We start from the raw sequence: 23,233 nt of genomic DNA, 5'->3' as shown, positions 1-23,233 counted from the left end.
GCGCCGATACGGCGCGCCCGAAAGTCTTCCTCTATCTATCGTCATTTTTTTCGTGGAGAACGGATACATGGCATCCCTCCCCGCTTCCTTGCGCCCCTGGATCGCTCTGGCATGCTGCCTGCAGGAGGCACTGTCGGCCGCGCCGCCTCCGATCTCGGCCTCCGACGGTCCTCCCCGCCAGGAAAACCGCTTCATGATCCGCTTCAAACCCGGCACCGGAAACTCGCCCGCGTGCGACCCGGCTCGGTTCGGATCTCTGGCGCGCCGTACAGGCTGGCGCCTGCAGCTTGTGCGTCCGATGTCCGGCGACACCTGCGTGGTGCGGGCCGAACAGGACGCGATGGCAACTCCGGATACGCAGACAACCCTGCTCGCGGCGATCGGGAACGACCCTCAGGTCTTGGTCTTCGAACCGGATCAGCGGGCCATTCTGCAGGCCGCTCCGGGCGCCGACAGCCGCCGCGCGGCATACCCGATCAACGATCCGGCTTATTTGCACGACGCCCAGTGGTATCTGGATGACCCGAATGTCGGTATCAACGCGCCCGCCGCCTGGAAAATCACACCCGGCTCTCCCGCGGTCGTGGTGGCCATACTGGACAATGGCGTGATTCGCGATCATCCGGAACTTGCCGGACGACTCCTCGCTGGTTATGACATGGTCGAATTAATTGATGATAAAGATATGCATAATCCCGATTTCGCCGCATCCTGCGAATGGTGGCGCCAAGAGGCCCGCCGTCCGGATTGCCGGGATTTCACGGCGGTAGACGGCGATGGCCGGGATCCGGATGCCGGCGACCCGGGCAACTGGACGACCGGCCCGCGCATGGTCCAGCGCTTCAGCAATTGGCATGGCACTGGCGTGGCGGGCGTGATCGGGGCGCGCGCCAACAACGGCAAAGGCATCGTCGGCATCAACTGGCACTCCCCTCTGCTGCCGGTACGCATCGCCGGACGCGGAGCCCGCGCGTCCGACATCATCGACGGACTGCGCTGGGCGGCCGGTTTGCCGGTACCCGGTGCGCCCCGCAACCCGACACCGGCCCAAGTGGCAAACCTGAGCCTGGCATTCGGCAACGCCCCTTGCCCGCAGACCTTGCAACGCGCCCTGGATGACGCCTACGCCGACACCGGATTGCGCGCCTTTATTGCCGCGGCCGGCAACGCGGCGGCCGATGCCGGAGGCGGCTGGCCATCCAACTGCCAGGGTGTCATCAGTGTGGCGGCGATCGCCCGCAACGGGAGTCTGACGCCCTACTCCAATCATGGCGCCGCCGTCACGCTCTCCGCGCCCGGGAGTGTACAGTCTCCGGTAACGGCGCCTTCGACAGGGAGTCGCGCGGCCGGCGCCACGGGCGGACTACTGACGTATTTCCCGCAATTGTCCAACTGTGGCACCACCGCGCCGATCCGCCATGCCGCCGATTGCCCCGACCCGGGCGAAGATGACGCGCCCGACACATACCACATCGCCGACGGGACCAGCCTCGCGGCACCCATGGTTGCGGCAACGGTGTCCTTGATGCTGTCCGCCAACAGATCACTGACGGCGGCGGGCATCCGCCATGTGCTGACCTCGACTGCCCGGCCCTTTCTTCCCGTATCGGATTGTCTGGCCCGGCACACCTGCGGCGCCGGAATGCTCGATGCCGGCCGCGCAGTAGAAGTCGCGGCGCGCTTGCCGGGCGGCATTCTTTACTCGCGTCAGCGAGCCGCCATCGATTGACGCAAGGAGTTCGCTCATGAGTTTCATTCAAGATTTTTTCCGTCGATTCGCCCCGTGCACCGCATTCTGCCTATTGGGCATAGACTGCCTGCAGGCGGGGAATCCGAGGGAAGCCGCCAGAAAACAGGAAACCGCCCAGTTCATTGTGCGCTTCAAATCGTCCGGCAACGAAATGCCCGCCTGCGACGCGGCAAGATTCCTCGCCCTGGAGAACCGCACGGGCTGGCGTTTCCGGTTGGTACGCCCCATGTCCGGCAATGCTTGCGTCGTGCGTCTGACCACGAAACCGGCGCCACGCGACATGGCACGTTTTCTGTCGACGCTGCGGCGCGATCCGTTCATCGACTTTATCGAGCCGGACACATCCATTCGCTTGCGGACACCGCCAGGCGCGGCGGTACCGGCAAAGTATCCGCTCAACGATCCTGTATTCCAGACAGGCATGCAGTGGTATCTGGACGACCCCCATGCTGGCATCAATGCGCCGGAGGCATGGAAGATCACCACGGGTTCACCATCGGTCATTATCGGCATACTGGATACCGGCGCGCTCCACCGACACCCCGATCTCCTGGGGCGTTTTTTACCCGGCTACGACATGGTCGGTCTGTCCGACCCTGACGATCTGACCGGCGAGGAAGGCCTCATCGCCTGCGATTGGTGGCGTGAACAGGGCGGAAGGAGCGACTGCCGCGATGTGACCACCGGCGATGGCGATGGCCGTGACGGGAACGCATCGGATCCCGGCGACTGGACCAATCTGCCGGGCGAGGCGCCCGACTGGAGCTCCTGGCATGGCACGGGCGTGGCCGGCGTCATCGGCGCGCGCAGTAACAACGGGCAAGGCGTGGCGGGTCTGAACTGGCACTCCGGCATGGTTCCGGTGCGCGTGGCCGGACGCAGCCATCGCATCTCCGATCTTGTCGACGGTATTCGCTGGGCCGCCGGCCTTGCCGTGCCGGGAGCGCCTGCCAACCGTTTCCCGGTCGACGTGCTGAACATGAGTCTTGGCGATGAAGGCGCCTGCCCGATCGCCATGCAGCAGGCTATCGACGATGTGTTCCGCCAGACACGGGTACGCGCTTTCGTTGTCGCGGCCGGCAACGAACACATGGACGCGGCCCGCACCTGGCCGACCAGTTGCGTGGGCACGATCAGCGTGGCCGCCGTTGGGCGCAACGGCCACCTTGCCCCTTACTCCAACCACGGGCGCCTTGTCGCGCTGTCGGCGCCGGGCAGCCTCTCGACAGCGGAAACCTTGATCGAAACCCCTCAGCCGGAATATTTTCCCCGGCTGTCCAATTGCGGGCGCCGAACCGAGATACTCCACGTTTCCGAATGCGATTTTCCTGAACCTCATGATTCTCCGTATAGCCACGGCATAGCGGATGGAACCAGCCTGTCAGCGCCCATGGTCACGGGAGCGATCTCCCTGATGCTTTCCGCCAACAAGGCGCTGACGGCATCGGGCATCCGTCACTTGCTGACATCGACCGCCCGCCCGTTCACGGCAGGATCGGATTGCCGGACCCGCTATCTCTGCGGAGCCGGCCTGCTCGATGCGGGCAGAGCGGTACACGCCGCCGCGCGTTTGCCCGGGGGTATTCTTTACGCGCCTGCTCCAGCCCCGGGATCGCCACGACCCGTTGAGCGAAACGCACTCAACACATTGAAATAAACCAAATAATTTAAATTGATGGTGTGATTTATTGTATTTGCTTATTTGTCACTCAGCCGCTATAGCAAGTAAAGATAGCAATGCGAGGAGGGACAAAGAATGCTGCATGCCGCAACTCACGCCATCAATGAAGCGCTCGTCTCGTGTGGCACCGATGCAAAAAAAGAACTTCATGACATCTCCGAATTCTTCAAAGCCATCAACCGTAATCTGGCTATCGTGGAATTCGACCTGGATGGCACGATCCTTGAAGCCAACGACAACTTTCTCAAGCTGTTCGGCTACAAGCGCGAACTCATGGTGGGCAGGCACCATCATGCCATATGGGTTGAATCGCAAGTTAACAGCGGTGAGTATGACCGGCTGTGGAAAGGATTGTGCGGTGGGGAGCCCATATCCGGGGAGTTCCACAGAAAAAAAGCCAACGGCGAGGACGTGTACATTCAAGCGTATTACAACCCGCTGCTCAACGAGCGGGGAGAACCGTACCGTATCATCAAGTTCACCGCCGACATCACCTCCCGCAAAAAGCGTCAGCATGAAGACCGGGGCAAGATCGCCGCCATCGAGCATTCGCAATGCGTGATCGAGTTCGATCTGGACGGGCGGATCCTCGCCGCCAACGAGGTCTTCCTGAAAGCCATGGGATATGCCCAGGAGGGCGTAATCGGTCAGCATCACAGTATGTTCTGCCTTCCGGATTACGCGCAAAGCGAGACCTATCAGGCTTTCTGGGACGATCTGCGTGCCGGCAAGCCGCAAGGCGGCGAATTCATGCGGCTCAACCACCGACACCAGCCGGTCTGGCTTCAGGCCACCTACACCCCCATTCTCGGCTTGGACGGCAAACCGTTCAAAGTCGTGAAATACGCCAGTGACATTACCTCCACCAAGGAAAAAGCGCTGGAAGACGACGGCAAGGTCACGGCGATTTCACGTTCCCAAGGTGTGATCGAATTCGACATGGCCGGCATCGTTCACGACGCCAACCAGAATTTCCTGCAGCTGATGGGATACGAACTGGCGGAAATCACCGGCCAGCACCATCGGATATTTATTTCGGAAGATGAAGCGGAAAGCCCTGCCTACCGGGCATTCTGGCAAAAGATGAATCGTGGCGAGTTCGAGGCCGGCGAATTCCTGCGCATCGGCAAGAACGGCAAGCGCGTCTGGATCCAGGCCACCTACAATCCGATCTTCGACCTGGAGGGCAACCCCGTCAAGGTCGTGAAGTATTGCAACGACATCACCGCCAGCAAACTGGAGGCCCAGGAAAACCGTTCCCGCTTCAAGGCCGTCTGCGAAAGCCTGTGCTACGCCGAACTGAGCCGGGAAGGCGACATTCTCACGGGCAACGAGCAGATCACCAGGGCGCTGGGTCTGACCTACGCGGAATTTCAGGGAAATCCCTTGCCGTCCATGATGTTTGAAGAGGATCGGGACAGTCTTGCCTGGCAGGATATCTGGCGACAGCTGCGCCAAGGCAAAACCCATGCCGGAGAGATGCGCTTCCAGAGCGCCAGTCGGCGCGAGGTGTGGCTCAGCACGACGCTAAGCCCGGTTTTGGGGCTGGAGGGCGAACTGGTCAAGGTGATCATGCTGTCCCGGGATATCACCAGCGACAAAATGGAACGGCTGGAAACCGAGGGAAAACTCAGCGCCATCGATCGGGCGCAAGCGGTGATCGAATTCGATCTCTCCGGCAAGGTGCTTAGCGCCAACAACAACTTCCTCGAGCTGATGGGTTACCGCATTGAGCAGATCCGGGGCATGCACCACAGAATGTTCGTCGATCCGCACGAGGCCGCGAAGCCGGAATACCAGAGCTTCTGGGAACGACTGGCCCGGGGCGACTTTTTCACCGGGGAATTCAAGCGGATCGGGAACGGAGGCCGGGAGGTCTGGATACAGGCGACCTATAACGCCGTACTGGATCCGCGGGGACAACCGATCAAAGTCGTCAAACTGGCCAGCGACATCACCGAGGCCAAACTGCAAAATGCCGAGTTTCATGCCAAGGTGGATGCCATCACGGCAGGCCAGGCCGTGGTCGAATTCGATCTTGAAGGCAACATACTCACGGCCAATCGCCATTTCCTGGCCATCATGGGCTATACGCTCAGGGAAATTCAGGGGCAGCATCACAGCATATTTTGTACGTCGGAATACACCCACAGTGCGGAATATCGTGATTTTTGGCTGAGTCTGAACGAAGGGAAGTTCGTCAATGGCCGTTTTCACCGCATCGGTAAATTCTCCCGTGATGTCTGGATCCAGGCCACTTACAACCCGATTCTCGACCTGAACGGCCAGGTCGCGAAAGTCGTCAAGTACGCCCACGACGTATCCAAGGAAGTCCAGATGGAGCGCGAGATCACCCAAAAATCGCACCTGATGACCGAAAAGGTCGGAACGTTGATCAGCAGCATCAAAGCTGTCACTCACTTTTCCGGTGAGGCCTCCGACACCTCCTGTCTTGCAGCGACTGTCGCGAAAGAAGGCAGTGTGGCGCTTGACCAGTCCCTCAAAGTCATCAGCCAGATCCGCAGCAGCGCCGACCATATCGCAGAAATCGTGAGAGTCATCAGCGAAATCGCCAACCAGACCAACCTGCTGGCATTCAATGCCGCCATCGAAGCGGCCAGGGCCGGTCAGCACGGGGTGGGCTTCTCGGTCGTGGCGGCCGAAGTCCGCAAACTGGCCGAGCGCTGTTCGCAAGCCGCGCGGGAAATAACGGACCAGGTCAGACAGGCCGACAGCCAGATCGACCAGGGGCTGGAGGTCAGCAAACAGGCAGCCAACCATTTCAAGGGCATCCTGGACAGCGTGGATCGTACGGCAGCCAGCGTTCAGCAAATCGTCGATGTCACGCAAGGCCAGAGTGACATGGTCGGGATTGTCACTGAACTGATCACCTCGCTGGCCAGGCTCAGCGCCAGCGAGCGGGATGTTAAATGAGCGCCTCGCGCTACGGTGTGTTCTCGGTTGGGGAGAGCCTGCTCGCGCTCGAGATTCATGCGCTCAGGGAGGTCGTGCCCTGCCCCGCGCTTGAAGCGATGCCTGGCGCCCATCCGGGGCTCAAAGGCCAGTTCAGCCTGCGGGGCACCCCGATCCCCGTGCTGGACCTGCGCGAACTGATGCCGGCCTGCTCGGGGGACGCGGCACTCTGCAACGTGGTGATCGTTGCCACTCACAACCGGCTTTTCGGCCTGCTGGCTTCGGGTATTGATCAGGTGGTGGAGTGCGAAACGCATGCACTCATCGATGCCGATACCACCGGCATTCTCTGTGCGGGCTTCACCTTGCCGAGCGAATCACGCCCGGTCAGCGTGATCGCGGCGGACCGGCTAGCCGCCCTGCCCGGGCTTCCTTGCGTCGAAATCGATGGCGCGTCAGAGGAACACGACGCCGGGGAAATGACGGAAAGCCCGCCCCTGATGCTGATGGAGAGCGGAGGCGTTCCCCTGGCCATGGATGCCACCGCCGTACACACGATCATCCTCAGCCCGCAGATCGAAGATTCACCGATGAAATCGGGCTTTTGCCTGGGCATCCTTCGCTATAGCGGCCTGCAGATCCCTGTCATCAACCTCCTGGGCGCCATCGGATTGGGCCGCTTGCCAACCCGCCCTGATCAAGCATTTATCATCAAGTACCCAGATGGTTTCATCGCTTTTACCGTTGAAACCATTTTCGATGTCGCCCCTATACGACAGGCCAAACCCGTGCCCATCCCGCGCTCCGCCTTTGCGGATCCGGACTGCATCATCGGGGGGGTGTCGGCCGAACACCTTCCGTACGACTCGCTGGCGCGGCAGCGTTGCGCGCAGGGACATTTCCTGGTGGTATCGGACCGGACACTTGGCCAGAGGGAGGCCCTGGTGGCCCTTGCCAGAATGACCATGCCGGATAAAAACAGTCATGACGGCACGGCGCGCCGGGCGGCTGAAAAGCAAAACGGCCGGCTCGTTCAAGTGCTGACCGTCGATGCCAATGGCGAGGTAGCGTGTCCTATCGACGTCATCACACAGATCATTCCCTGGTCGGAGCACAAAATGCTGCTGGGTCTGGGCTGTGATCATGCCGGGCTGATCATCAGCCGCGAACAGGCCATCCCGACATACTGCCTGAGCAAGCTTCTGGGCGTACCGCTGTCGCCGAGCACCGATACGGCCAGCGTCCTGGTCGTGAAAAGCGAACAGGGACAGGTCGGATTCGCCGTTCCTCGTCTCATCACCATTGATAGCGGACGCCTCATCGAGGAGGAAACGGCCTGCGCCACGCAGGCCCATCCTGGCAACCGCAATCCTTCCCTGGCCCATATCACGCTCGGTCAGGGCGGTTCGGAGCGGATACTGGTCGTGATTGACCTGATAGCGATGGCAAACGACCTTCTCGCGCACTGACCGCGCACGAAAACGCTGATCGTACAACAGCGTGACGGCCGGAGGGACAAGAAGGACGGAACACAAAGCCGCCCGCGACGTGAAGTCTGTGAGAGCGGGCCTTTCGGGAAGAATACGACAAGACTGTTCCGGATCGTTCACGCATTTCCACCTCCGAATCCGCCCTCGAATCCACCACCGGATAACACCGGCGAGAAGGTTTCCGGCATTTTTCCACGCGGGTCTCGTTTACATTATCAAGCGCCGAACAGGCACACCTCTTAATAATCCGAATACGAAACCATGAGGACATTTCAATGACAGGAAAGAGTGGATTTTTCATAGTCTGCGTTACCGCCGGCCACTTCAGCCCGGCCTTCTCCGCGGAGCCTCTGCCGAACGACCCGGCTTTTTTGCGTGGCGAACAGTGGTACCTGGACGATCCGTCGGTCGGCATCAATGTTCGTGAAGCCTGGGGGATAAGCACCGGCTCGCCGTCTGTCGTCATCGGCGTGCTGGGATCCGGCGTGCTTGGCGCCCACCCGGAACTTCAGGGCCGCCTTCTGCCCGGTTATGACATGCTGGGGGCACTTGCTCCCGTCCCGCTGTCCGGGCAGGAAAACATGCCGGCCGACCCTTGCCAGCTGTTGGGCAGAAGCGACTGCCTGTTCATGCATACCGGCGACGGTGATGGTCGCGATCCGGATGCCTCCGACCCGGGATCCCTGCTGCCGGACCTGCCCGGCGTGCAGCGGGTCGGCTGGCAGGGAACCGGTGTCGCGGGCCTGATCGGCGCGCGAAGCGACAATGGCGCGGGAGTGAGCGGCATCAACTGGCGCTCGGGCCTGCTGCCGGTTCGTGTCGCGGGCATGGGCATCGCCATCGAGTCCGATGTGATCGACGGCCTGCGCTGGGCGGCCGGCCTTCCGGTCGCGGGCTTGCCGGTCAATCCGCATCCGGCGAACGTGATCCAGCTACCGGCCGGATTCGGCATCGCCTGCTCACCCGCATTGCAGGCCGCTATCAGTGAAACGCTGGCCCGCAGTCAGGTGCGCGCGATCATCGCGCCTGCCGGCGACGACAATAGCGACGCCGTCCAAAGCTGGCCTGGCGGCTGCAAGGACGTGATCAGCGTCGCGGCCATTGGCCGGGACGGAAACCGCGCGCCCTATTCCAACTGGGGAACGACCGTCACTCTTGGCGCACCGGGCGGCCTGGCACGGAACAACCCCGCCCCGGGAACCACCATCCGGCATTTCGCGCGACTGTCCAATTGCTCATCGGGCGCTCCGGCGCTCACGGCGGCACAGTGCGGCGAACCGGACAGCCACCCGGGCAATCCCTATCCGCTCGACGATGCCGAGGGCGGTCTGTATTCGAGCGCCATGGCAACCGGCACGGTCTCGCTGATGCTCTCGGTCAACCCGGCGTTGACGCCATCCGAGGTGAAAACCCTGCTGATCGGGTCGGCGCGCCCCTTCCCGGCGAATTCGGATTGCCGTGGGCCCAAAGTCTGCGGTGCGGGATTGCTGGATGCGGGCAAAGCGGTTCGCCTCGCCGCGGACAAAGCGCGACGCGGGGATAACTGATAACAAGATTCGAGGAACGGCGGGATACATGCCACGGACAGAAAGCCGTGGCCGCTGGTGAAATATCCGGCTTGGCCTGACGGGCCTGCTGCCGCAGGTCCGTCATGGGGCCGTTCAAGCGCGGGTATCGATGGTTTGCCCGAGGTGCGCGGGATTGGACGCGCGCGCGGCTTCGGCGCCCTGCACCGCTGACCCGACCAGAGACAGCACGGTGTCTTTGGCGATCTCGCGGGTTTTGTTCAGCGCGAACACCTGAGCCGCACCCGCCGTCTGGGCTCCAACTTGACTTACTCCATCCATGCCCCCATCTCCTTTCCGGTTACAGGCAAGTGCCACTTTCTTACTTTAAGCCTTACTACGCAGACTGTCATGGTTTAAATGCTAAAATAGCAGCGAAATACCACAGTCAGAACAGGACACCCACATGACCACACCTCGTCACAGCCCGCTCCTCATCCTTGGCTCCGGCCCTGCCGGTTACACCGCCGCCGTGTACGCCGCCCGCGCCAATCTCAAGCCGGTGCTGATCACCGGGATCGCCCAGGGTGGTCAACTGATGACCACCACGGATGTCGACAACTGGCCGGCCGACCCCAACGGGGTGATGGGGCCCGAATTGATGTCCCGCTTCCAGCAGCACGCCGAGCGCTTCGGCACGGAAATGATTTTCGATCATATCCACACGGCCCAGGTCAACGAAAAACCGATCCGGCTGATCGGCGACTCCGGCGAGTACACCTGCGATGCCCTGATCATCGCCACCGGCGCTTCCGCGAAATACCTCGGCCTGCCTTCCGAAGAGGCGTTCATGGGCAAGGGCGTATCGGCCTGCGCGACCTGCGACGGCTTCTTCTACCGCAATAAACCCGTCGCCGTGATCGGTGGCGGCAATACCGCCGTCGAAGAGGCGCTGTACCTGGCCAATATCGCCAGCCACGTGACGCTGATCCACCGCCGCGAAACCTTCCGCGCGGAAAAGATCATGGTCGACAAGCTGATGTCGCGCGTGGAGGAAGGCAAGATCACCCTGAAGCTGAACAGTCAGCTCGACGAAGTGCTGGGCGACGCCTCCGGCGTGACCGGCCTGCGTCTGCGTAAAAACGATGGCGCCACCGAGAACATCACGGTCGACGGGCTGTTCGTCGCCATCGGCCATCAGCCGAATACCGAGATTTTCAAGGGCCAGCTGGACATGGACGCCACCGGTTACCTGATCACCCGCGGCGGACGCGAGGGCAACGCCACCGCGACCAGCGCGGCCGGTGTCTTCGCGGCCGGCGACGTACAGGATCACATTTACCGCCAGGCGGTGACCAGCGCGGCCTCCGGCTGCCAGGCGGCCCTCGATGCCGAGCGTTATCTCGACCAACTGAAGTAACGCGTTGAAGGACTTCAAGTCCGCGCTAAAGGCGGTCAAGCCGCGGATTCGTCCCGACGAACCCGCGGCGCCCGCTCCGCGGCCAGCGCCGGAGCCCGATTTTCCGGCACTGTTCGCCGATGCCGTGCCGCTCAAGGATGACGGCCGCTACCATGCGCCGCCGCGTCACCCCAGCCCCCGCCCGCGCACGCGCGGCCAGCAGGAGGCGCAGATGACTCCCGCGCTGGAGCTGGAACTGATGCGACAACTCGTCGGCTGGTTCGAGCCGCGCGAAGCGGATCGCCAGTTCGTGCGTGGCGGCGTCAACAGCGGGATTCTCAAGCGCCTGCGGGGCAATCATTGGCCCTGTTCCGGACAGCTCGATCTGCATGGTTGCGACCGCTTTCAGGCGCAGGAAGTCCTGACCGTGTTCCTGCACCGGGCCAGGCGCCGCGGCAACTGCGTGCGCATCATTCACGGCAAGGGCTTCGGCTCCGGGGGCGAACCGGTACTCAAGCCCGTGGTGCGCGCATGGCTGAGGCACCATCCGGACGTGCTGGCCTTTTGCGAAGCGGACGACTCGGCCGGCGGCAGCGGCGCGCTGCTGGTGCTTCTCAAGCGCATGACGCCATCCGAATCCGGCGCGGAGGGACTTGACCCGACCCGGTATTAATTTTTCATTCAATCAGCTAATCTATTTGCAAATCATCCTGAAAAAGGAGTGACCGCATGCTCGAACAGCCATGCCCGGATTTCACCGTGCCATCCACCTCCGGCAAAACCTTTGTGCTGTCTGCCGCCACCAAACCCCTCGTCCTGTACTTCTACCCCAAAGACAGCACTCCGGGCTGCACCAATGAAAGCATGGCCTTTCGCGACCTCTACGGAAAATTCGCCGCCGCCGGCGCCGAGGTGGTCGGTCTCTCCCGCGACAGTCTCAAATCCCACGAAAACTTCAAAGCCAAGCTCGGTCTGCCCTTCGAACTGCTCTCGGACACCGAGGAAACGGTCTGCGCACTGTTCGACGTCATCAAAATGAAGAATATGTATGGCAAACAGGTTCGCGGTATAGAGCGCAGTACGTTTCTGATCGGAGGGGATGGCCGGATAGTACGCGAATGGCGCGGAGTGAAAGTTCCGGGACACGCGGAGGAAGTGCTGGAAGCCGTACTCGCATTATGAAGTCTTGATCGATTTGTGGCCCGGCCGTTGGGCCGGGCTGGACTCTCCAAGCAAGGGGGCCGTCATGGCAAGCCGCAAAAAAAGCAAGATCGCCAAGTTGTTCGTTCTCGATACCAATGTCCTGCTCCACGATCCGACCTGTCTTTACCGCTTCGAAGAGCACGATGTCTTCATCCCCATCGTCACCCTCGAAGAACTGGACGACCACAAGAAGGGCATGTCGGAAGTCGCGCGCAATGCGCGTCAGGCCAGCCGGTTTCTCGACGAGATCGTCAGCGGAGCCGAATCGCGGATCGATGCCGGCATTCCCCTGAAGTCGTTCAGCAAGGACGCCGCCACCGGCAAGCTGATCCTGCAGACCCAGGCGATCCACAGCGTGCTGCCCGACACGCTGCCCGTCGGCAAAGCGGACAACCAGATTCTCGGCATCGTCAAGGCGCTGGGTGATCTGCATCAGGACCGCCCGGTCATTCTGGTCTCCAAAGACATCAACATGCGTATCAAGGCCCGGGCGCTGGGCATGGAGGCCGAGGACTACTTCAACGACAAGGTGCTCGAAGACACCGATCTGCTGTATACCGGCACCCGGGAAATCGACGGCGCCTTCTGGGACCGCAATGGCAAGGAACTGAAGTCCTGGCAGGATCACGGCCGCAGCTATTACCAGCTCAAGGGCAACGACGCCGCCAACCTGTACGTCAACCAGATGATCTGGCAGGAGGGCGACAGTCCCCTGCAGGCCAGAGTGATTTCCCAGGAAGGCAAGACCGCGGTACTCGAAACGCTCAAGGATTACAGCCATAGCAAGAACAATGTGTGGGGTATCGTGGCGCGCAACCGCGAACAGAATTTCGCGCTGAACCTGCTGATGAATCCGGATATCGATTTCGTGACCCTGCTCGGCCAGGCCGGCACCGGCAAAACCCTGCTGACGCTTGCCGCCGGCCTTGCCATGACGCTCGAACAGAAGCTCTACAGCGAAATCATCATGACCCGTGTCACCGTGCCGGTCGGCGAGGACATCGGTTTTCTGCCGGGTACCGAAGAGGAGAAAATGGCCCCCTGGATGGGCGCCCTGGAAGACAATCTGGATGTGCTGAACAAGAGCGACGACGACGGCGGGGACTGGGGACGCGCCGCGACGCGCGATCTGATCCGCTCGCGCATCAAGGTCAAGAGCCTGAACTTCATGCGCGGCCGGACGTTCCTCAACAAATACCTGATCATCGATGAGGCGCAGAACCTCACGCCCAAGCAAATGAAAACACTGATCACGCGGGCGGGGCCCGGCACCAAGGTTGTCTGCCTCGGCAATATTTCGCAGATCGACACGCCGTACCTGACCGAAGGCAGCTCGGGCCTGACCTATGTCGTCGACCGCTTCAAGGGCTGGAGCCACTCCGGCCACATCACGCTGCAGCGTGGCGAGCGTTCGCGCCTCGCCGATTACGCGGCAGAGGTGCTGTGATGTCGCCGCGCCTGGAGCTCCTGCACGAACCGGCCAAAGGCACGAAAAACGACTCGCCGCCCCTGCTCTTCGTGCATGGCGCCTTCTGCGACGCCAGTTGTTGGGCACTGCGCTTCATGCCCTGGTTCGCCAGGCGCGGTTACGATTGCTGGGCGGTCAGCCTGGAAGGACACGGCGGCAGCGAGGGGCGGCACTATCTGGCCGCCGTGAGCATCGACGACTATGTGAAAAACCTCGCCGCGACGATGCGCCGCATCAAGACGCCGCCCATCCTGATCGGTCACTCGATGGGCGGTTATGTCATCCGCCACTATCTGTCGCACCACATCCCACCCGCCGTGGTGTTTCTCGCATCGGTGCCGCCCGGCGGCCTGGCGTCATCCAGCCTGCGCATGCTGACGCACACACCCCAGATGCTGATGAAGCTGAATCTCTACCAGCACGGCGTCTACGATCCGGAATTCATCGAAGTCAAGGAGATGCTGTTTTCCCGTGACGCGCCGGACGAGGCCGTCGAGCATCTGATCCGGGCAAGCCAGCCGGAAAGTCAGCGCGCGCTGATGGACATGACGCTGGTTCATCCACTGGCGATCGGGCTGCCCCCGCCGGTGCCGGCGCTGGTGCTCGGCGCGGCCGACGACATGCTGATCCCGCCGGCCGACATCGTCGGCACGGCCAACCTGATGGATGCCCGCGCGGAAATCCTGCCCCACATGGGCCACATGATGATGATGGACACGCGCTGGGAAAGCGTCGCCATGCGCATTCATGAATGGCTGGAGGATGGCCGGTTCGGCCATCGCCGCCAGCGGGAAACGGCTTCTCCCCCCGCCTCCGCGACATGAAAAAAACGCCCGCATCAGCGGGCGTCGGACATCATTCCTCGATGCGCGGCCGATCCTCCCGGCCAAGATCGCTGACGGCCTGACGCAAGGATTCGCGCAGGGTATCGCTGAACAGCATCTCGTAGTCTTCCTTGAACTGGTGCATCACATTCGCCATCATCTGCTTGGCGTGAGCCTCCAGCGCATCCTGCAACCATAACGACAATTCGACCTTCATGTGCGGCAGGATTCGCTGATACAACGAATCGATCAGCACATTTTCGTTGACCAGCGCGATCGGCGTTCTTCCCGTCCCGGACGACGGCACGCCGGCCTGCGCCGACGCCGCCGCGACACCGGCCACCTTGATGACAGAGACCGTGTGCCGCTCCGCGGAGGGTGGCGGCGCCACCTCTTCCGCCACCTCAGGTGGCGACGGCTCGGCCGGCGCCTGAGCCCGGGCGGTCTCTTCGGCCAGACGCCGCTGCTCGGCCAGGCGCAACTCCTCCGCCAGCCGGGCCTCCGCGGCCTTGATCTGTTCCGCATAGCGGGAGTTGGCGAATGGCATGGCCGAAGCCACGTCATCCATCGGCTGGGCAAACAGGGCCGACGCCTCCGGCGAAGCCGGCTCTTCCTGCAACGGCGCGGGAGACGATGCCGCCGCCTTCAGTTTGGCAAAATGCAGTTCTTCGGCCAATGTATCGCGCGCCGCCTGCAGCAGCGACTCGCGGTCGGTCGTGCGCGACAACTCGCCGCCCAGCACGCCACGCGGCAAGCTGGACAACGAAATCGACTGGAACGGCGCGGGCGCCGGCTGGGCCAATGCGGCGCCGGCGGGCGTCAGGTCAATCGGGAAATCATCGTCAACCGGTGCGGGCCGTTCACCCTCCGGCTCCGCATTGGCGGTTTTGGCGTCAGGCGCACTTCCTTGTCCCGAGATGTCCTCACCGAACGGCGTCTCATCGACACAGGGAAGGTCCAGATCCATCTCCGCCGACAGAGGCGCATCCTCTTGCATCGACGGGGTGCCAACTGGCTGCGTCGTCGCTTGCAGGTTTTCGATGGGGGCAATCGGCTCCTCCGCCACGAGCGTCGGAACGGCATCGGTGTCGGGGGTCAAGGACGGTTCGGCGTCCGCCTGCTCCGCGACGGACTCTTCGGCCCAGGCGCTCGCCAGCGGCATTTCCGGCTCGTTTTCCTCTAGCGTCGGAACGGCAGCGGTGTCGGGGGTCAAGGACGGTTCGGCGTCCGCCTGCTCCGCGACGGATTCTTCGGCCCAGGCACTCGATAACGGCATGTCCGCCTCGTCAACCCCGAGCGCCGGAACGGCAGCGGTGCCGGGGGTCAAGGACGGTTCGGCGTCCGCTCCGGCGGGCTCCGCGACGGACTCTTCGGCCCAGGCGCTCGCCAGCGGCATTTCCGGCTCGTTTTCCTCTAGCGTCGGAACGGCAGCGGTGTCGGGGGTCAAGGACGGTTCGGCGTCCGCCTGCTCCGCGGCGGATTCTTCGGCCCAGGCACTCGATAACGGCATGTCCGCCTCGTCAACCGCGAGCGTCGGAACGGCATCGGTGTCGGGGGTCAAGGTCGGTTCGGCATCCGCTCCGGCGGGCTCCGCGACGGACTCTTCGGCCCAGGCGCTCGCCAGCGGCATTTCCGGCTCGTTTTCCTCTAGCGTCGGAACGGCAGCGGCGTCGGGAGCCGCGGGGGGTTCGGCCGCGCCCTCCCCGGCGGCGGCGTTCTCGTCGCCAAGCAGCTCGTCCAGGGACATCTCTTCCGTGACGGCGACTTCCAGATCCAGCGACGGCAGTTTGGAAAAGTCCAGCGAACCATCATCGCGGGGCTCGGGGCCAAGGTCGACAACATCCTCGAGCAACAGATCGGGCGGAATGTCGAGCTCCTGCGGAGAGTCCCCTTCCGGCACGGCGCGCGCCAGATCATCCAGCTCGGTGCTGAAATCGAAAGCCGGAACTTCTATCGCATCGACGATATCGGTCAACACCGGAAGTTCCGGAAACTCCTGCTCCGGCTTTTTGGCCGGATCGAATGGCATTTGTGGCTCGGTCATGCTCACTTGTGGCTCATGTCGTGATGTACGATCTCAAACCCGAGTTGGCGGCAAGCCCGGAAGCGCTCGCGCGCACGGGCCAGTGACGCCTCGTCCCGGCCGACGATTTCCAGGATGCGCTCGAAGCGTCCCGGTTCGTCGGGCAGTTCCGGTCCCAGGTTGAGAAGGACCGGATGCTTTATCGTAGCTGCAAGATTCGTCGCAAGCCATATCGGCGTGTCATCCGCTTCCGGTGCCGAAGCACGGCAATGCGGAATGAACGACGTATCTTCAAAACTCCAAAGACGATTGCTGAAGGCGATCAACTCCCTGTCGTCCGCAAGCAGAACGGCAAGGCCCACGCCTTCGCGGTATACCCGGCGCACGAGCCGGCAGGCAAAATCGTGCGGCTCGGCGACCTGGGTATAAAAATCAATCCGCGTCATCGTCCACCGTTTCCTGGGTTTCGCGGCGCGGGCGGCCGCGGCGCACGACATTACCGAGCGCGATATCGGCACGGTCTTGCAGGAACTGAACCAGCAAGGGCACCGGTCGGCCGGTCGCGCTCTTGTCCTTGCCGCTCTTCCAGGCGGTGCCGGCGATGTCCAGATGGGCCCAATCATACGCCTTCGCGAAGCGCGACAGGAAGCACGCCGCCGAAACACTGCCGCCAGCGCGGCCGCCGATATTGGCCATGTCGGCGAAGGGACTCTTCAGCAGCTCCTGGTATTCGTCCCAGAGCGGCATGTGCCACGCCCGGTCGCCCACCTCTTCGCCCGCCGCGCACAAGTCTCGCGCCAGCGTGTCCTGGTTGCTGTAAAGACCGGTGGCGATATGACCCAACGCCACCACGCACGCGCCGGTCAGCGTCGCCACATCGACAACGGTGGCGGGGTTGAAACGTTCGGCGTAGGTCAGCGCATCGCACAGGATCAGCCGGCCTTCCGCGTCGGTATTGAGAATCTCGATCGTCTGGCCGGACATGCTCTTGACGATGTCGCCGGGTTTGACGGCGCCGCCCGAGGGCATGTTCTCGCACGACGGGATGACGGCGACGAGGTTGAGCGGCAGCTTCATTTCCGCCGCGGCCGCCCAGGCGCCGAGCACGCTGGCCGCCCCGCACATGTCGTATTTCATTTCATCCATGCCTTCGCCCGGCTTGAGCGAGATGCCGCCCGAGTCGAACGTGATGCCCTTGCCCACCAGCACGACGGGGCGATCGCTCCGCTCGCGCGCGCCGTGGTACTTGAGCACGATAAGGCGGGCCGGCTCCACGCTGCCGCGGGCCACCGACAGGAACGAACCCATGCCCAGCGCCTCGATGTCTTCCCGGCCGAGGATCTCCGCCTCGCCCCCCAGCGATTCGGCCAGCTTGCGCGCCTCGTCCGCCAGGTAGGAAGGGGTGCAGACATTGCCCGGAAGATTGCCCAGGTCCTTGGCCAGCTTCATGCCGTTGGCGATCGCCAGACCGCGCGCCAGGCCGCGTTCGCCATCGCCCAGATCGCTGCGCCGCGGCACGGCGAGCGTCAGCTTGCGCGGTTCCTTGACCGGCTCGTCGCTGCGGGTCTTGAAACGGTCGAAGCGGTAGAGGGCATCCATGGTCACCACCGTGCCCTGCTCGATCATCCATTCGACATCGTGCTTCTTGACAGTCAGTTCGGACAGGTAGCTGACCGCCTCGTTGGCCGACGTCTGGGTCAACGCGCGGATCGACGCGCGGATCGCCTCGCGGTATTCCTTGGCGCGGAATTCGCGCTCCTTGCCAAGGCCGACCAGCATCACTCGGTCGCACAGGGTATGGGGCACGGAATGCAGCACCAGCGTCGAACCGAGCTTGCCTTCCATGTCGCCGCGGCGCAGGACGTCGCCGATGAAACCGTTGGAAATGCGGTCGAGCAGATCGGCCGCCAACGTCAGTTTGCGGGATTCGTAGACCCCGACGATCACGCAGGCAACGCGCTGCTTTTCCGGGCTACCGCTTTTTATGTTAAATTCCATGGTGTACTCCCGTGGATAACGAGTGTCAGCTGATTTACCTTCGCCGGGCAACGTAAAATGACATTATCGTCTGCCTGCGATGAAACCGGTTTGTCGATTCCGAATTATGCCAAAACCGGCACTTCAGAATTTTTCGAGTTGAATTATCACTACGCTCATCGCAAAAAGTCAAAAAAGGCACGATTTAAATGGTTTTTCAAAAAAGCCTGACACGCGAATTGACATTTACCGCCATTGGTGTGTTCAGCATACTTTTGGCGATTCTCGTCTCGACCCAGGCGATCAATCTGCTCGGACGGGCGGCCGAGGGGCAGATCGCCGGCGAAGCGGTCGGCGCCCTGATCGGCTTCTGGGCGCTGGGCCTGTTTCCCGTCCTGCTGATCCTCACGGTTTTCGTCAGCGTCATGGTTGTCCTGACGCGCCTGTGGCGGGAACACGAGATGGTGGTCTGGCTGGCCGCCGGCTTGCCGCTGCAGCGGTTTATCGTGCCGGTCCTGCGTTTTGCCGTGCCCATGTCGGTATTGGTCGCCATCGTATCGCTCTACGTCGGCCCCTGGGCCGAGCAGCGCAGCCAGCAATACGCGGAAATCCTGAAGCAGCGCGAAGAAATGTCGGCCATTTCCCCCGGTCTTTTCAAGGAATCCGGACAGTCGAACCGGGTTTATTTCATCGAAAAATACGGTCGCGACGGCAAGGCGCAAAATATCTTCTTCCAGGACATGACCGAAGGCAAGGTCTCCACCGTGCTGGCCAATAATGGCCACGTGGAAACCGACGACGAGGGCAAACGGGTGCTGGTGCTGGAGGATGGGCGGCGCTACGCCGGCGAACCCGGCTCGGCCGCTTACGAAGTGGTGGAATTCAAGCGTTACGCCGTGGTGATCGGTGAGACGCGCAAGCTGATCGGTCCGCGCGACAACCGGCAGGGGCTGTCCACCCGAACCCTGTACCGGCAGCGACACGATGCCGAAGCGCGCTCGGAACTGATCTGGCGCTTCTCGATGCCGGTCAGCTGCCTGGTTCTGGCGCTGCTGGCGATCCCGTTATCCTATTTCAACCCCCGGAGCGGACAAACCTATAACCTTCTTGTGGCGATCCTGGCCTACTTCATGTACCAGAATGCCCTGACGCTGATTCGCAACGCCGCCTTGCATGACAGGCTGCCCTCCTCGACGATGTTCGCCTGCCACCTGGCCGTCCTGCTGATTGCCCTCGCGCTCATGCGCTATCGCAATCGCCCGGCCCGCCCGCTCGGACGGGTGGTGTCCAGCCTGTTCGGAAAAGCCTGACGCATGAAACTCATCTACCGCTACATTCTGGCCCGCCTCGCCGGCGGCACGCTGCTGACGCTGTTGGCGCTGCTGTGTCTTTACGCCTTTTTCGATGCCATCCAGAACGTCTCCCAACTGGGCACCGGCACCTTCACGCTGGGCACCATGGCACGCTACATCGGCCTGCTGGTCCCCGGCCATGCTTACGAACTGATGCCGCTGGCCGTTCTTATCGGTTGCCTGGTGGCGATGACCCAGCTTGTCAGCAATAGCGAATACACCATTTTGCGCACCAGCGGCGTGACCATGACCCAGCTTGCCCGCACGCTGGTGCTGTTCGGCGCCCTGTTCGCCCTGCTCACGGTCCTGCTCGGCGAATTCCTTGCGCCCCTGGCCAGTCAGCAGGCGGAACGCCTGAAACTGCAATCGACGCACTCGATGGTCGCCCAGGAGTTCCGCTCCGGGATCTGGGCCAAGGACAACAACAACTACATCAACGTGCGCGAAATGCTTCCGGACAGCACCTTGCTGGGCATCCGCATTCTCAGCTACGACGGCAACTACCGGCTGATCCACAGCCGCTACGCCGAGCGGGGCACCTATAATCGGGGCACCCGCGAATGGACGCTGTTCAACGTGCGCGACACCTTGCTCGCCGATGACCGCGCGAGCGTCGCCCTGCACCCGACCCAGACCTGGAAATCGGTGATCGAGCCCGCGATACTTAACGTCCTGCTGGTCGCGCCCGAGCAGATGTCGGCACTGAACCTGTACAGCTACATCACCCACCTGCGCGGCAATCACCAGAAAACCGAACGGTACGATATCGCGCTATGGGGAAAACTGTTCTATCCGCTGGCCTGCGTTTCGATGGCGCTGGTCGCCCTCGCGTTCATGCCGCGACAGCGGCGCAACGGCCAGTTGGGACTCAGGCTGTTCCTCGGCATCTGCCTCGGAGTGGCCTTTCACTTCATCAACCGTCTGTTCGGCTACCTTGGCCTGCTGCACGAATGGAACGCGCCGATGTCGGCCACCTTGCCGACCGTGCTGTTCCTCGCCGCCGGACTGTTCATGATCCTGCGCCAGGAGCGACGCTGACATGGATGCCGCCGACGCGCTGACCCGCAACTGGCGCGCCACGCTGACGGCGGCACGCCAGCGCATTGCCGACGAATACCGGGCCGATCCGCAGCCCGAGCGCTATCTCAAGCGGCACAGCCAGACCGTCGACCAGCTGATCGAATCGATGTGGAGCGTACTCGGCCTCGGCCAGCAGGCCGCCCTGGTCGCGGTCGGCGGCTTCGGGCGCGGCCAACTGTTTCCCTCCTCCGACATCGACCTGCTGGTTCTTTTGCCGACCCCGACGCCGGCCGGACTGGAAGACACCGTCTCCCATTTCATCAGCCTGATGTGGGACGTCGGTCTCGAAGTCGGTCACAGCGTCAGAACCGTCGAACAATGCCTGTCGGAAGCGGGTGGCGACATCACCATCGAGACGAACCTGCTCGAAAGCCGTCTTGTCGCCGGCAACATGCCCTTGTACCGGATGCTCGAAACCCGCCTCGAACAGCACCGCGACCCCCTCGCCTTCTTCGAAGGCAAAACACTCGAACAGCAGCAGCGCCACCTGCGTCATTTCGGCGCCACCAACAATCTCGAACCGAACATCAAGGAGAGCCCGGGCGGCTTGCGCGATCTGCAAACCATCCTGTGGATCGGCAAGGCCATCGGGCTTGGCGGCAACTGGGACGCGCTGGCTCGCCGCGGCATCCTCACGCTCGCGGAAACCCGCCTGATCAAGCACAGCGAAAAACAGCTGATGCGCCTGAGAATCGATCTGCACCTCTTGGCGCGGCGTCGCGAGGACCGGCTGATCTTCGACCTGCAGCAACAGATGGGCAAGACGCTGGATCTGGCGGACACGCCGGCCAAGCGCGCCAGCGAACAGGTCATGCAATTGTTCTACCGGGCGGCCAAGACGGTCAGCCAGCTCAACGGCATTTTGCTGCCCACCCTGCAGGCCCGAATCTATTCCCAGGTTCCGCGCGTCGTCGACAATCTGAACGACCGGTTCTACTCGGTCAACGGCATGCTGGGCATTCGCCAGAACGACCTGTTCGAAAAACAGCCAGGCGCCATTCTCGAAGCCTTCCTGATGCTGCAGCGCCACCCCGAACTGACGGGCTTCGCGCCGCGCATGCTGCGCGCCTTGTGGCACGCGCGCGCGCGCATCAACGAACGCTTCCGACGCGACCCGGCCAACCGCGCCACCTTCCTGGAAATCCTGCGCTCCCCGGGTTTGACCCGCGCGCTGCGGCGCATGAACCTGTATGGCGTGCTCGGCAAATACCTGCCCAATTTCGGCCGCATCGTCGGCCAGATGCAGCACGATCTTTTTCACGTGTACACCGTCGACGAACACATTCTGATGGTGGTGCGCAACCTGCGACGCTTCGCGATCAGTGCGTTCAACCACGAATACCCGTTCCTGTCGCGCCTGATCAACGACTTTGACCGCCCCGAAGTTCTGTATGTCGCGGGATTGTTCCACGATATCGCCAAGGGCCGGGGCGGCGACCACTCCGAGCTTGGCCGCGCCGATGCGCGGGAGTTCTGTGAAAACCACGGGCTGTCGAAAGAGGACACCGATCTTGTCGAATGGCTGGTCTCACGACACCTGACCATGTCGAGCGTCGCCCAGAAACAGGATATTTACGACCCGGAGACAGTCGCGCGTTTCGCGGCGGATGTCGCGACCCCGCGCCGGCTTGCCGCGCTGTACCTGCTGACCGTCGCCGACATCCGCGGCACCAGCCCCAAGGTCTGGAACGCCTGGAAGGCCAAGCTGTTGGAGGACCTGTATCACTCCACGCTGCGCCACCTGGCGAACGGCGGGAAGGTCGACCGCAACTCGGAGCTCGAAGAACGCCAGCACCAGGCCCGCGCCATGCTGCGGCTGCATGCCATTCCCGAAGGAGCTCAGGACAATCTGTGGAGCCGTCTGGATACCGTCTATTTCCTGCGTCACGAAGCCCGCGAGATCGCCTGGCACGCAAGAGTGCTCAATCACCTCGTGGACACGCCGGTCCCGGTGGTCAGGGCCCGCCTGTCGGACGACCGGGAAGGACTGCAGGTTCTGGTCTACACGCCGGATCAGCCGGAGCTGTTCGTGCGCATCTGCGCGTTCTTCGGCCGCACCAACTACAGCATCGCCGACGCGAAAATCTACACCACCCGTCACGGCTACGCCCTGGACACCTTCCATGTCTTCATTCCGGAGCATGACAAGGGCGGCAATTACCGTGACATGATCAATTTCATCGAGTTCGAGCTGGCGTCCGCCCTCGCCGCGCCGCAGGCCGACCTGTCCGCCGGCTCCGGGCGCATCAGCCGGCATCTGAAGCATTTCCCCATCACCCCCCAGGTACTGATCCGCCCCGACGACCGCTCCGATTTTCATGTTGTCTCGCTGGTCGCCGGAGACCGTCCCGGCCTGCTCGCGCGGGTGGCGAGCGTACTCACCGAGCATGGCCTCAATGTCCATTCGGCCAAGATCATGACCCTCGGCGGGCGTGTCGAGGACTCCTTTCTCGTCACCGGCCCCGGGCTTGGCGACGCCAAGCAGGTCATCCAGCTCGAGGCGGCGCTGATCAAGGCCCTCAGGATCTGACCGGCGGATTTTGACAGGCCGGCCGCGCCCCGTTAGGC

At 62.6% G+C, this 23,233-nt stretch carries 17 protein-coding genes; 13 read left to right on the top strand and 4 right to left on the bottom strand.

The genetic code is table 11. From position 1 onward, the window contains the following. Window positions 1–67 precede the first annotated feature (67 nt). From JNO50_RS08280 to JNO50_RS08260, 5 genes are all read left to right on the top strand, one after another. Complete coding sequence (locus tag JNO50_RS08280) at window positions 68–1,729, top strand: S8 family serine peptidase (protein WP_189534464.1); 1,662 nt, start codon at window positions 68–70, stop codon at window positions 1,727–1,729. A 16-nt stretch (window positions 1,730–1,745) separates the two neighbouring features. Continuing rightward, window positions 1,746–3,407, top strand: coding sequence for a S8 family serine peptidase (locus tag JNO50_RS08275; RefSeq protein ID WP_189534466.1), 1,662 nt, complete (start codon window positions 1,746–1,748; stop codon window positions 3,405–3,407). 99 nt (window positions 3,408–3,506) lie between these two features. Beyond that, window positions 3,507–6,365 carry a PAS domain-containing methyl-accepting chemotaxis protein gene (locus tag JNO50_RS08270; protein ID WP_189534468.1) on the top strand — a complete coding sequence of 953 codons (2,859 nt, stop codon included), beginning with the start codon at window positions 3,507–3,509 and terminating at the stop codon, window positions 6,363–6,365. After that, window positions 6,362–7,813 (top strand): chemotaxis protein CheW, encoded by a 1,452-nt coding sequence (locus tag JNO50_RS08265; protein ID WP_189534470.1) that lies wholly within the window; start codon window positions 6,362–6,364, stop codon window positions 7,811–7,813. Before JNO50_RS08270 ends, JNO50_RS08265 begins: the two co-directional genes overlap by 4 nt. A 296-nt stretch (window positions 7,814–8,109) precedes the next feature. After that, on the top strand, window positions 8,110–9,381 hold the full coding sequence (locus tag JNO50_RS08260; RefSeq protein ID WP_189534472.1) for a S8 family serine peptidase: 1,272 nt from the start codon (window positions 8,110–8,112) through the stop codon (window positions 9,379–9,381). Between the two features lie 114 nt (window positions 9,382–9,495). Here the strand turns inward: JNO50_RS08260 and JNO50_RS08255 are convergent, their stop codons facing one another. Continuing rightward, entirely contained in the window at window positions 9,496–9,681 is a 186-nt protein-coding gene (locus JNO50_RS08255) for a hypothetical protein (protein WP_189534474.1), read from the bottom strand. 124 nt (window positions 9,682–9,805) lie between these two features. Here JNO50_RS08255 and trxB point away from each other — a divergent pair, with 124 nt between their 5' ends. From trxB to JNO50_RS08230, 5 genes are all read left to right on the top strand, one after another. Beyond that, window positions 9,806–10,759 carry a thioredoxin-disulfide reductase gene (trxB, locus tag JNO50_RS08250; protein WP_189534477.1) on the top strand — a complete coding sequence of 318 codons (954 nt, stop codon included), beginning with the start codon at window positions 9,806–9,808 and terminating at the stop codon, window positions 10,757–10,759. Window positions 10,760–10,763: 4 nt separating this feature from the next. Then, window positions 10,764–11,411, top strand: a complete 648-nt coding sequence (locus tag JNO50_RS08245; RefSeq protein ID WP_189534479.1) for a Smr/MutS family protein — start codon at window positions 10,764–10,766, stop codon at window positions 11,409–11,411. Window positions 11,412–11,467: 56 nt separating this feature from the next. Continuing rightward, window positions 11,468–11,920, top strand: a complete 453-nt coding sequence (locus tag JNO50_RS08240; protein ID WP_189534481.1) for a peroxiredoxin — start codon at window positions 11,468–11,470, stop codon at window positions 11,918–11,920. Between the two features lie 64 nt (window positions 11,921–11,984). Further along, window positions 11,985–13,388: a PhoH family protein gene (locus JNO50_RS08235; protein WP_189534483.1), complete on the top strand. Its 1,404-nt coding sequence runs from the start codon at window positions 11,985–11,987 to the stop codon at window positions 13,386–13,388. After that, a complete protein-coding gene (locus JNO50_RS08230; protein ID WP_229804710.1) occupies window positions 13,388–14,233 on the top strand; it encodes an alpha/beta hydrolase in 846 nt (281 codons plus the stop codon). The genes JNO50_RS08235 and JNO50_RS08230 overlap by 1 nt, the downstream gene beginning before the upstream one ends. A gap of 31 nt (window positions 14,234–14,264) precedes the next feature. Here the strand turns inward: JNO50_RS08230 and JNO50_RS08225 are convergent, their stop codons facing one another. From JNO50_RS08225 to JNO50_RS08215, 3 genes are read right to left on the bottom strand one after another with little or no spacing between them, the layout of a single operon-like run. Beyond that, complete coding sequence (locus JNO50_RS08225) at window positions 14,265–16,277, bottom strand: hypothetical protein (RefSeq protein WP_189534486.1); 2,013 nt, start codon at window positions 16,275–16,277, stop codon at window positions 14,265–14,267. 2 nt (window positions 16,278–16,279) lie between these two features. Continuing rightward, window positions 16,280–16,702, bottom strand: coding sequence for a DNA polymerase III subunit chi (locus JNO50_RS08220; protein WP_189534488.1), 423 nt, complete (start codon window positions 16,700–16,702; stop codon window positions 16,280–16,282). Then, a complete protein-coding gene (locus tag JNO50_RS08215) occupies window positions 16,689–18,254 on the bottom strand; it encodes a leucyl aminopeptidase (protein ID WP_189534489.1) in 1,566 nt (521 codons plus the stop codon). Before JNO50_RS08215 ends, JNO50_RS08220 begins: the two co-directional genes overlap by 14 nt. Before the next feature lie 188 nt (window positions 18,255–18,442). Here JNO50_RS08215 and lptF point away from each other — a divergent pair, with 188 nt between their 5' ends. The 3 genes from lptF to JNO50_RS08200 are packed head-to-tail and all read left to right on the top strand — an operon-like array spanning window position 18,443 to window position 23,195. Next, the gene (lptF, locus tag JNO50_RS08210; RefSeq protein WP_189534491.1) at window positions 18,443–19,543 is read left to right on the top strand and encodes an LPS export ABC transporter permease LptF; all 1,101 of its coding nucleotides are present in this window, start codon (window positions 18,443–18,445) and stop codon (window positions 19,541–19,543) included. A gap of 3 nt (window positions 19,544–19,546) precedes the next feature. Further along, entirely contained in the window at window positions 19,547–20,623 is a 1,077-nt protein-coding gene (gene lptG, locus JNO50_RS08205) for an LPS export ABC transporter permease LptG (protein WP_189534494.1), read from the top strand. Window position 20,624: 1 nt separating this feature from the next. Next, window positions 20,625–23,195 carry a [protein-PII] uridylyltransferase gene (locus JNO50_RS08200; RefSeq protein WP_189534496.1) on the top strand — a complete coding sequence of 857 codons (2,571 nt, stop codon included), beginning with the start codon at window positions 20,625–20,627 and terminating at the stop codon, window positions 23,193–23,195. Window positions 23,196–23,233: the final 38 nt, after the last annotated feature.

The sequence above is a fragment of the Paludibacterium paludis genome (assembly GCF_018802605.1).
GTDB lineage: Bacteria > Pseudomonadota > Gammaproteobacteria > Burkholderiales > Chromobacteriaceae > Paludibacterium > Paludibacterium paludis.
This window is presented reverse-complemented; position numbering and strand designations above follow the sequence as displayed.

Bases quoted from the DNA above. Each gene is read 5' to 3' on its own strand.
- JNO50_RS08220 (WP_189534488.1), bottom strand. From the start codon at position 16,702: ATGACGCGGATTGATTTTTATACCCAGGTCGCCGAGCCGCACGATTTT.
- JNO50_RS08270 (WP_189534468.1), top strand. From the start codon at position 3,507: ATGCTGCATGCCGCAACTCACGCCATCAATGAAGCGCTCGTCTCGTGT.
- JNO50_RS08225 (WP_189534486.1), bottom strand. From the start codon at position 16,277: ATGACCGAGCCACAAATGCCATTCGATCCGGCCAAAAAGCCGGAGCAG.
- JNO50_RS08260 (WP_189534472.1), top strand. From the start codon at position 8,110: ATGACAGGAAAGAGTGGATTTTTCATAGTCTGCGTTACCGCCGGCCAC.
- JNO50_RS08280 (WP_189534464.1), top strand. From the start codon at position 68: ATGGCATCCCTCCCCGCTTCCTTGCGCCCCTGGATCGCTCTGGCATGC.
- lptF (WP_189534491.1), top strand. From the start codon at position 18,443: ATGGTTTTTCAAAAAAGCCTGACACGCGAATTGACATTTACCGCCATT.
- trxB (WP_189534477.1), top strand. From the start codon at position 9,806: ATGACCACACCTCGTCACAGCCCGCTCCTCATCCTTGGCTCCGGCCCT.
- JNO50_RS08230 (WP_229804710.1), top strand. From the start codon at position 13,388: ATGTCGCCGCGCCTGGAGCTCCTGCACGAACCGGCCAAAGGCACGAAA.
- JNO50_RS08215 (WP_189534489.1), bottom strand. From the start codon at position 18,254: ATGGAATTTAACATAAAAAGCGGTAGCCCGGAAAAGCAGCGCGTTGCC.
- JNO50_RS08265 (WP_189534470.1), top strand. From the start codon at position 6,362: ATGAGCGCCTCGCGCTACGGTGTGTTCTCGGTTGGGGAGAGCCTGCTC.
- JNO50_RS08255 (WP_189534474.1), bottom strand. From the start codon at position 9,681: ATGGATGGAGTAAGTCAAGTTGGAGCCCAGACGGCGGGTGCGGCTCAG.
- JNO50_RS08200 (WP_189534496.1), top strand. From the start codon at position 20,625: ATGGATGCCGCCGACGCGCTGACCCGCAACTGGCGCGCCACGCTGACG.
- JNO50_RS08275 (WP_189534466.1), top strand. From the start codon at position 1,746: ATGAGTTTCATTCAAGATTTTTTCCGTCGATTCGCCCCGTGCACCGCA.
- JNO50_RS08240 (WP_189534481.1), top strand. From the start codon at position 11,468: ATGCTCGAACAGCCATGCCCGGATTTCACCGTGCCATCCACCTCCGGC.
- JNO50_RS08235 (WP_189534483.1), top strand. From the start codon at position 11,985: ATGGCAAGCCGCAAAAAAAGCAAGATCGCCAAGTTGTTCGTTCTCGAT.
- lptG (WP_189534494.1), top strand. From the start codon at position 19,547: ATGAAACTCATCTACCGCTACATTCTGGCCCGCCTCGCCGGCGGCACG.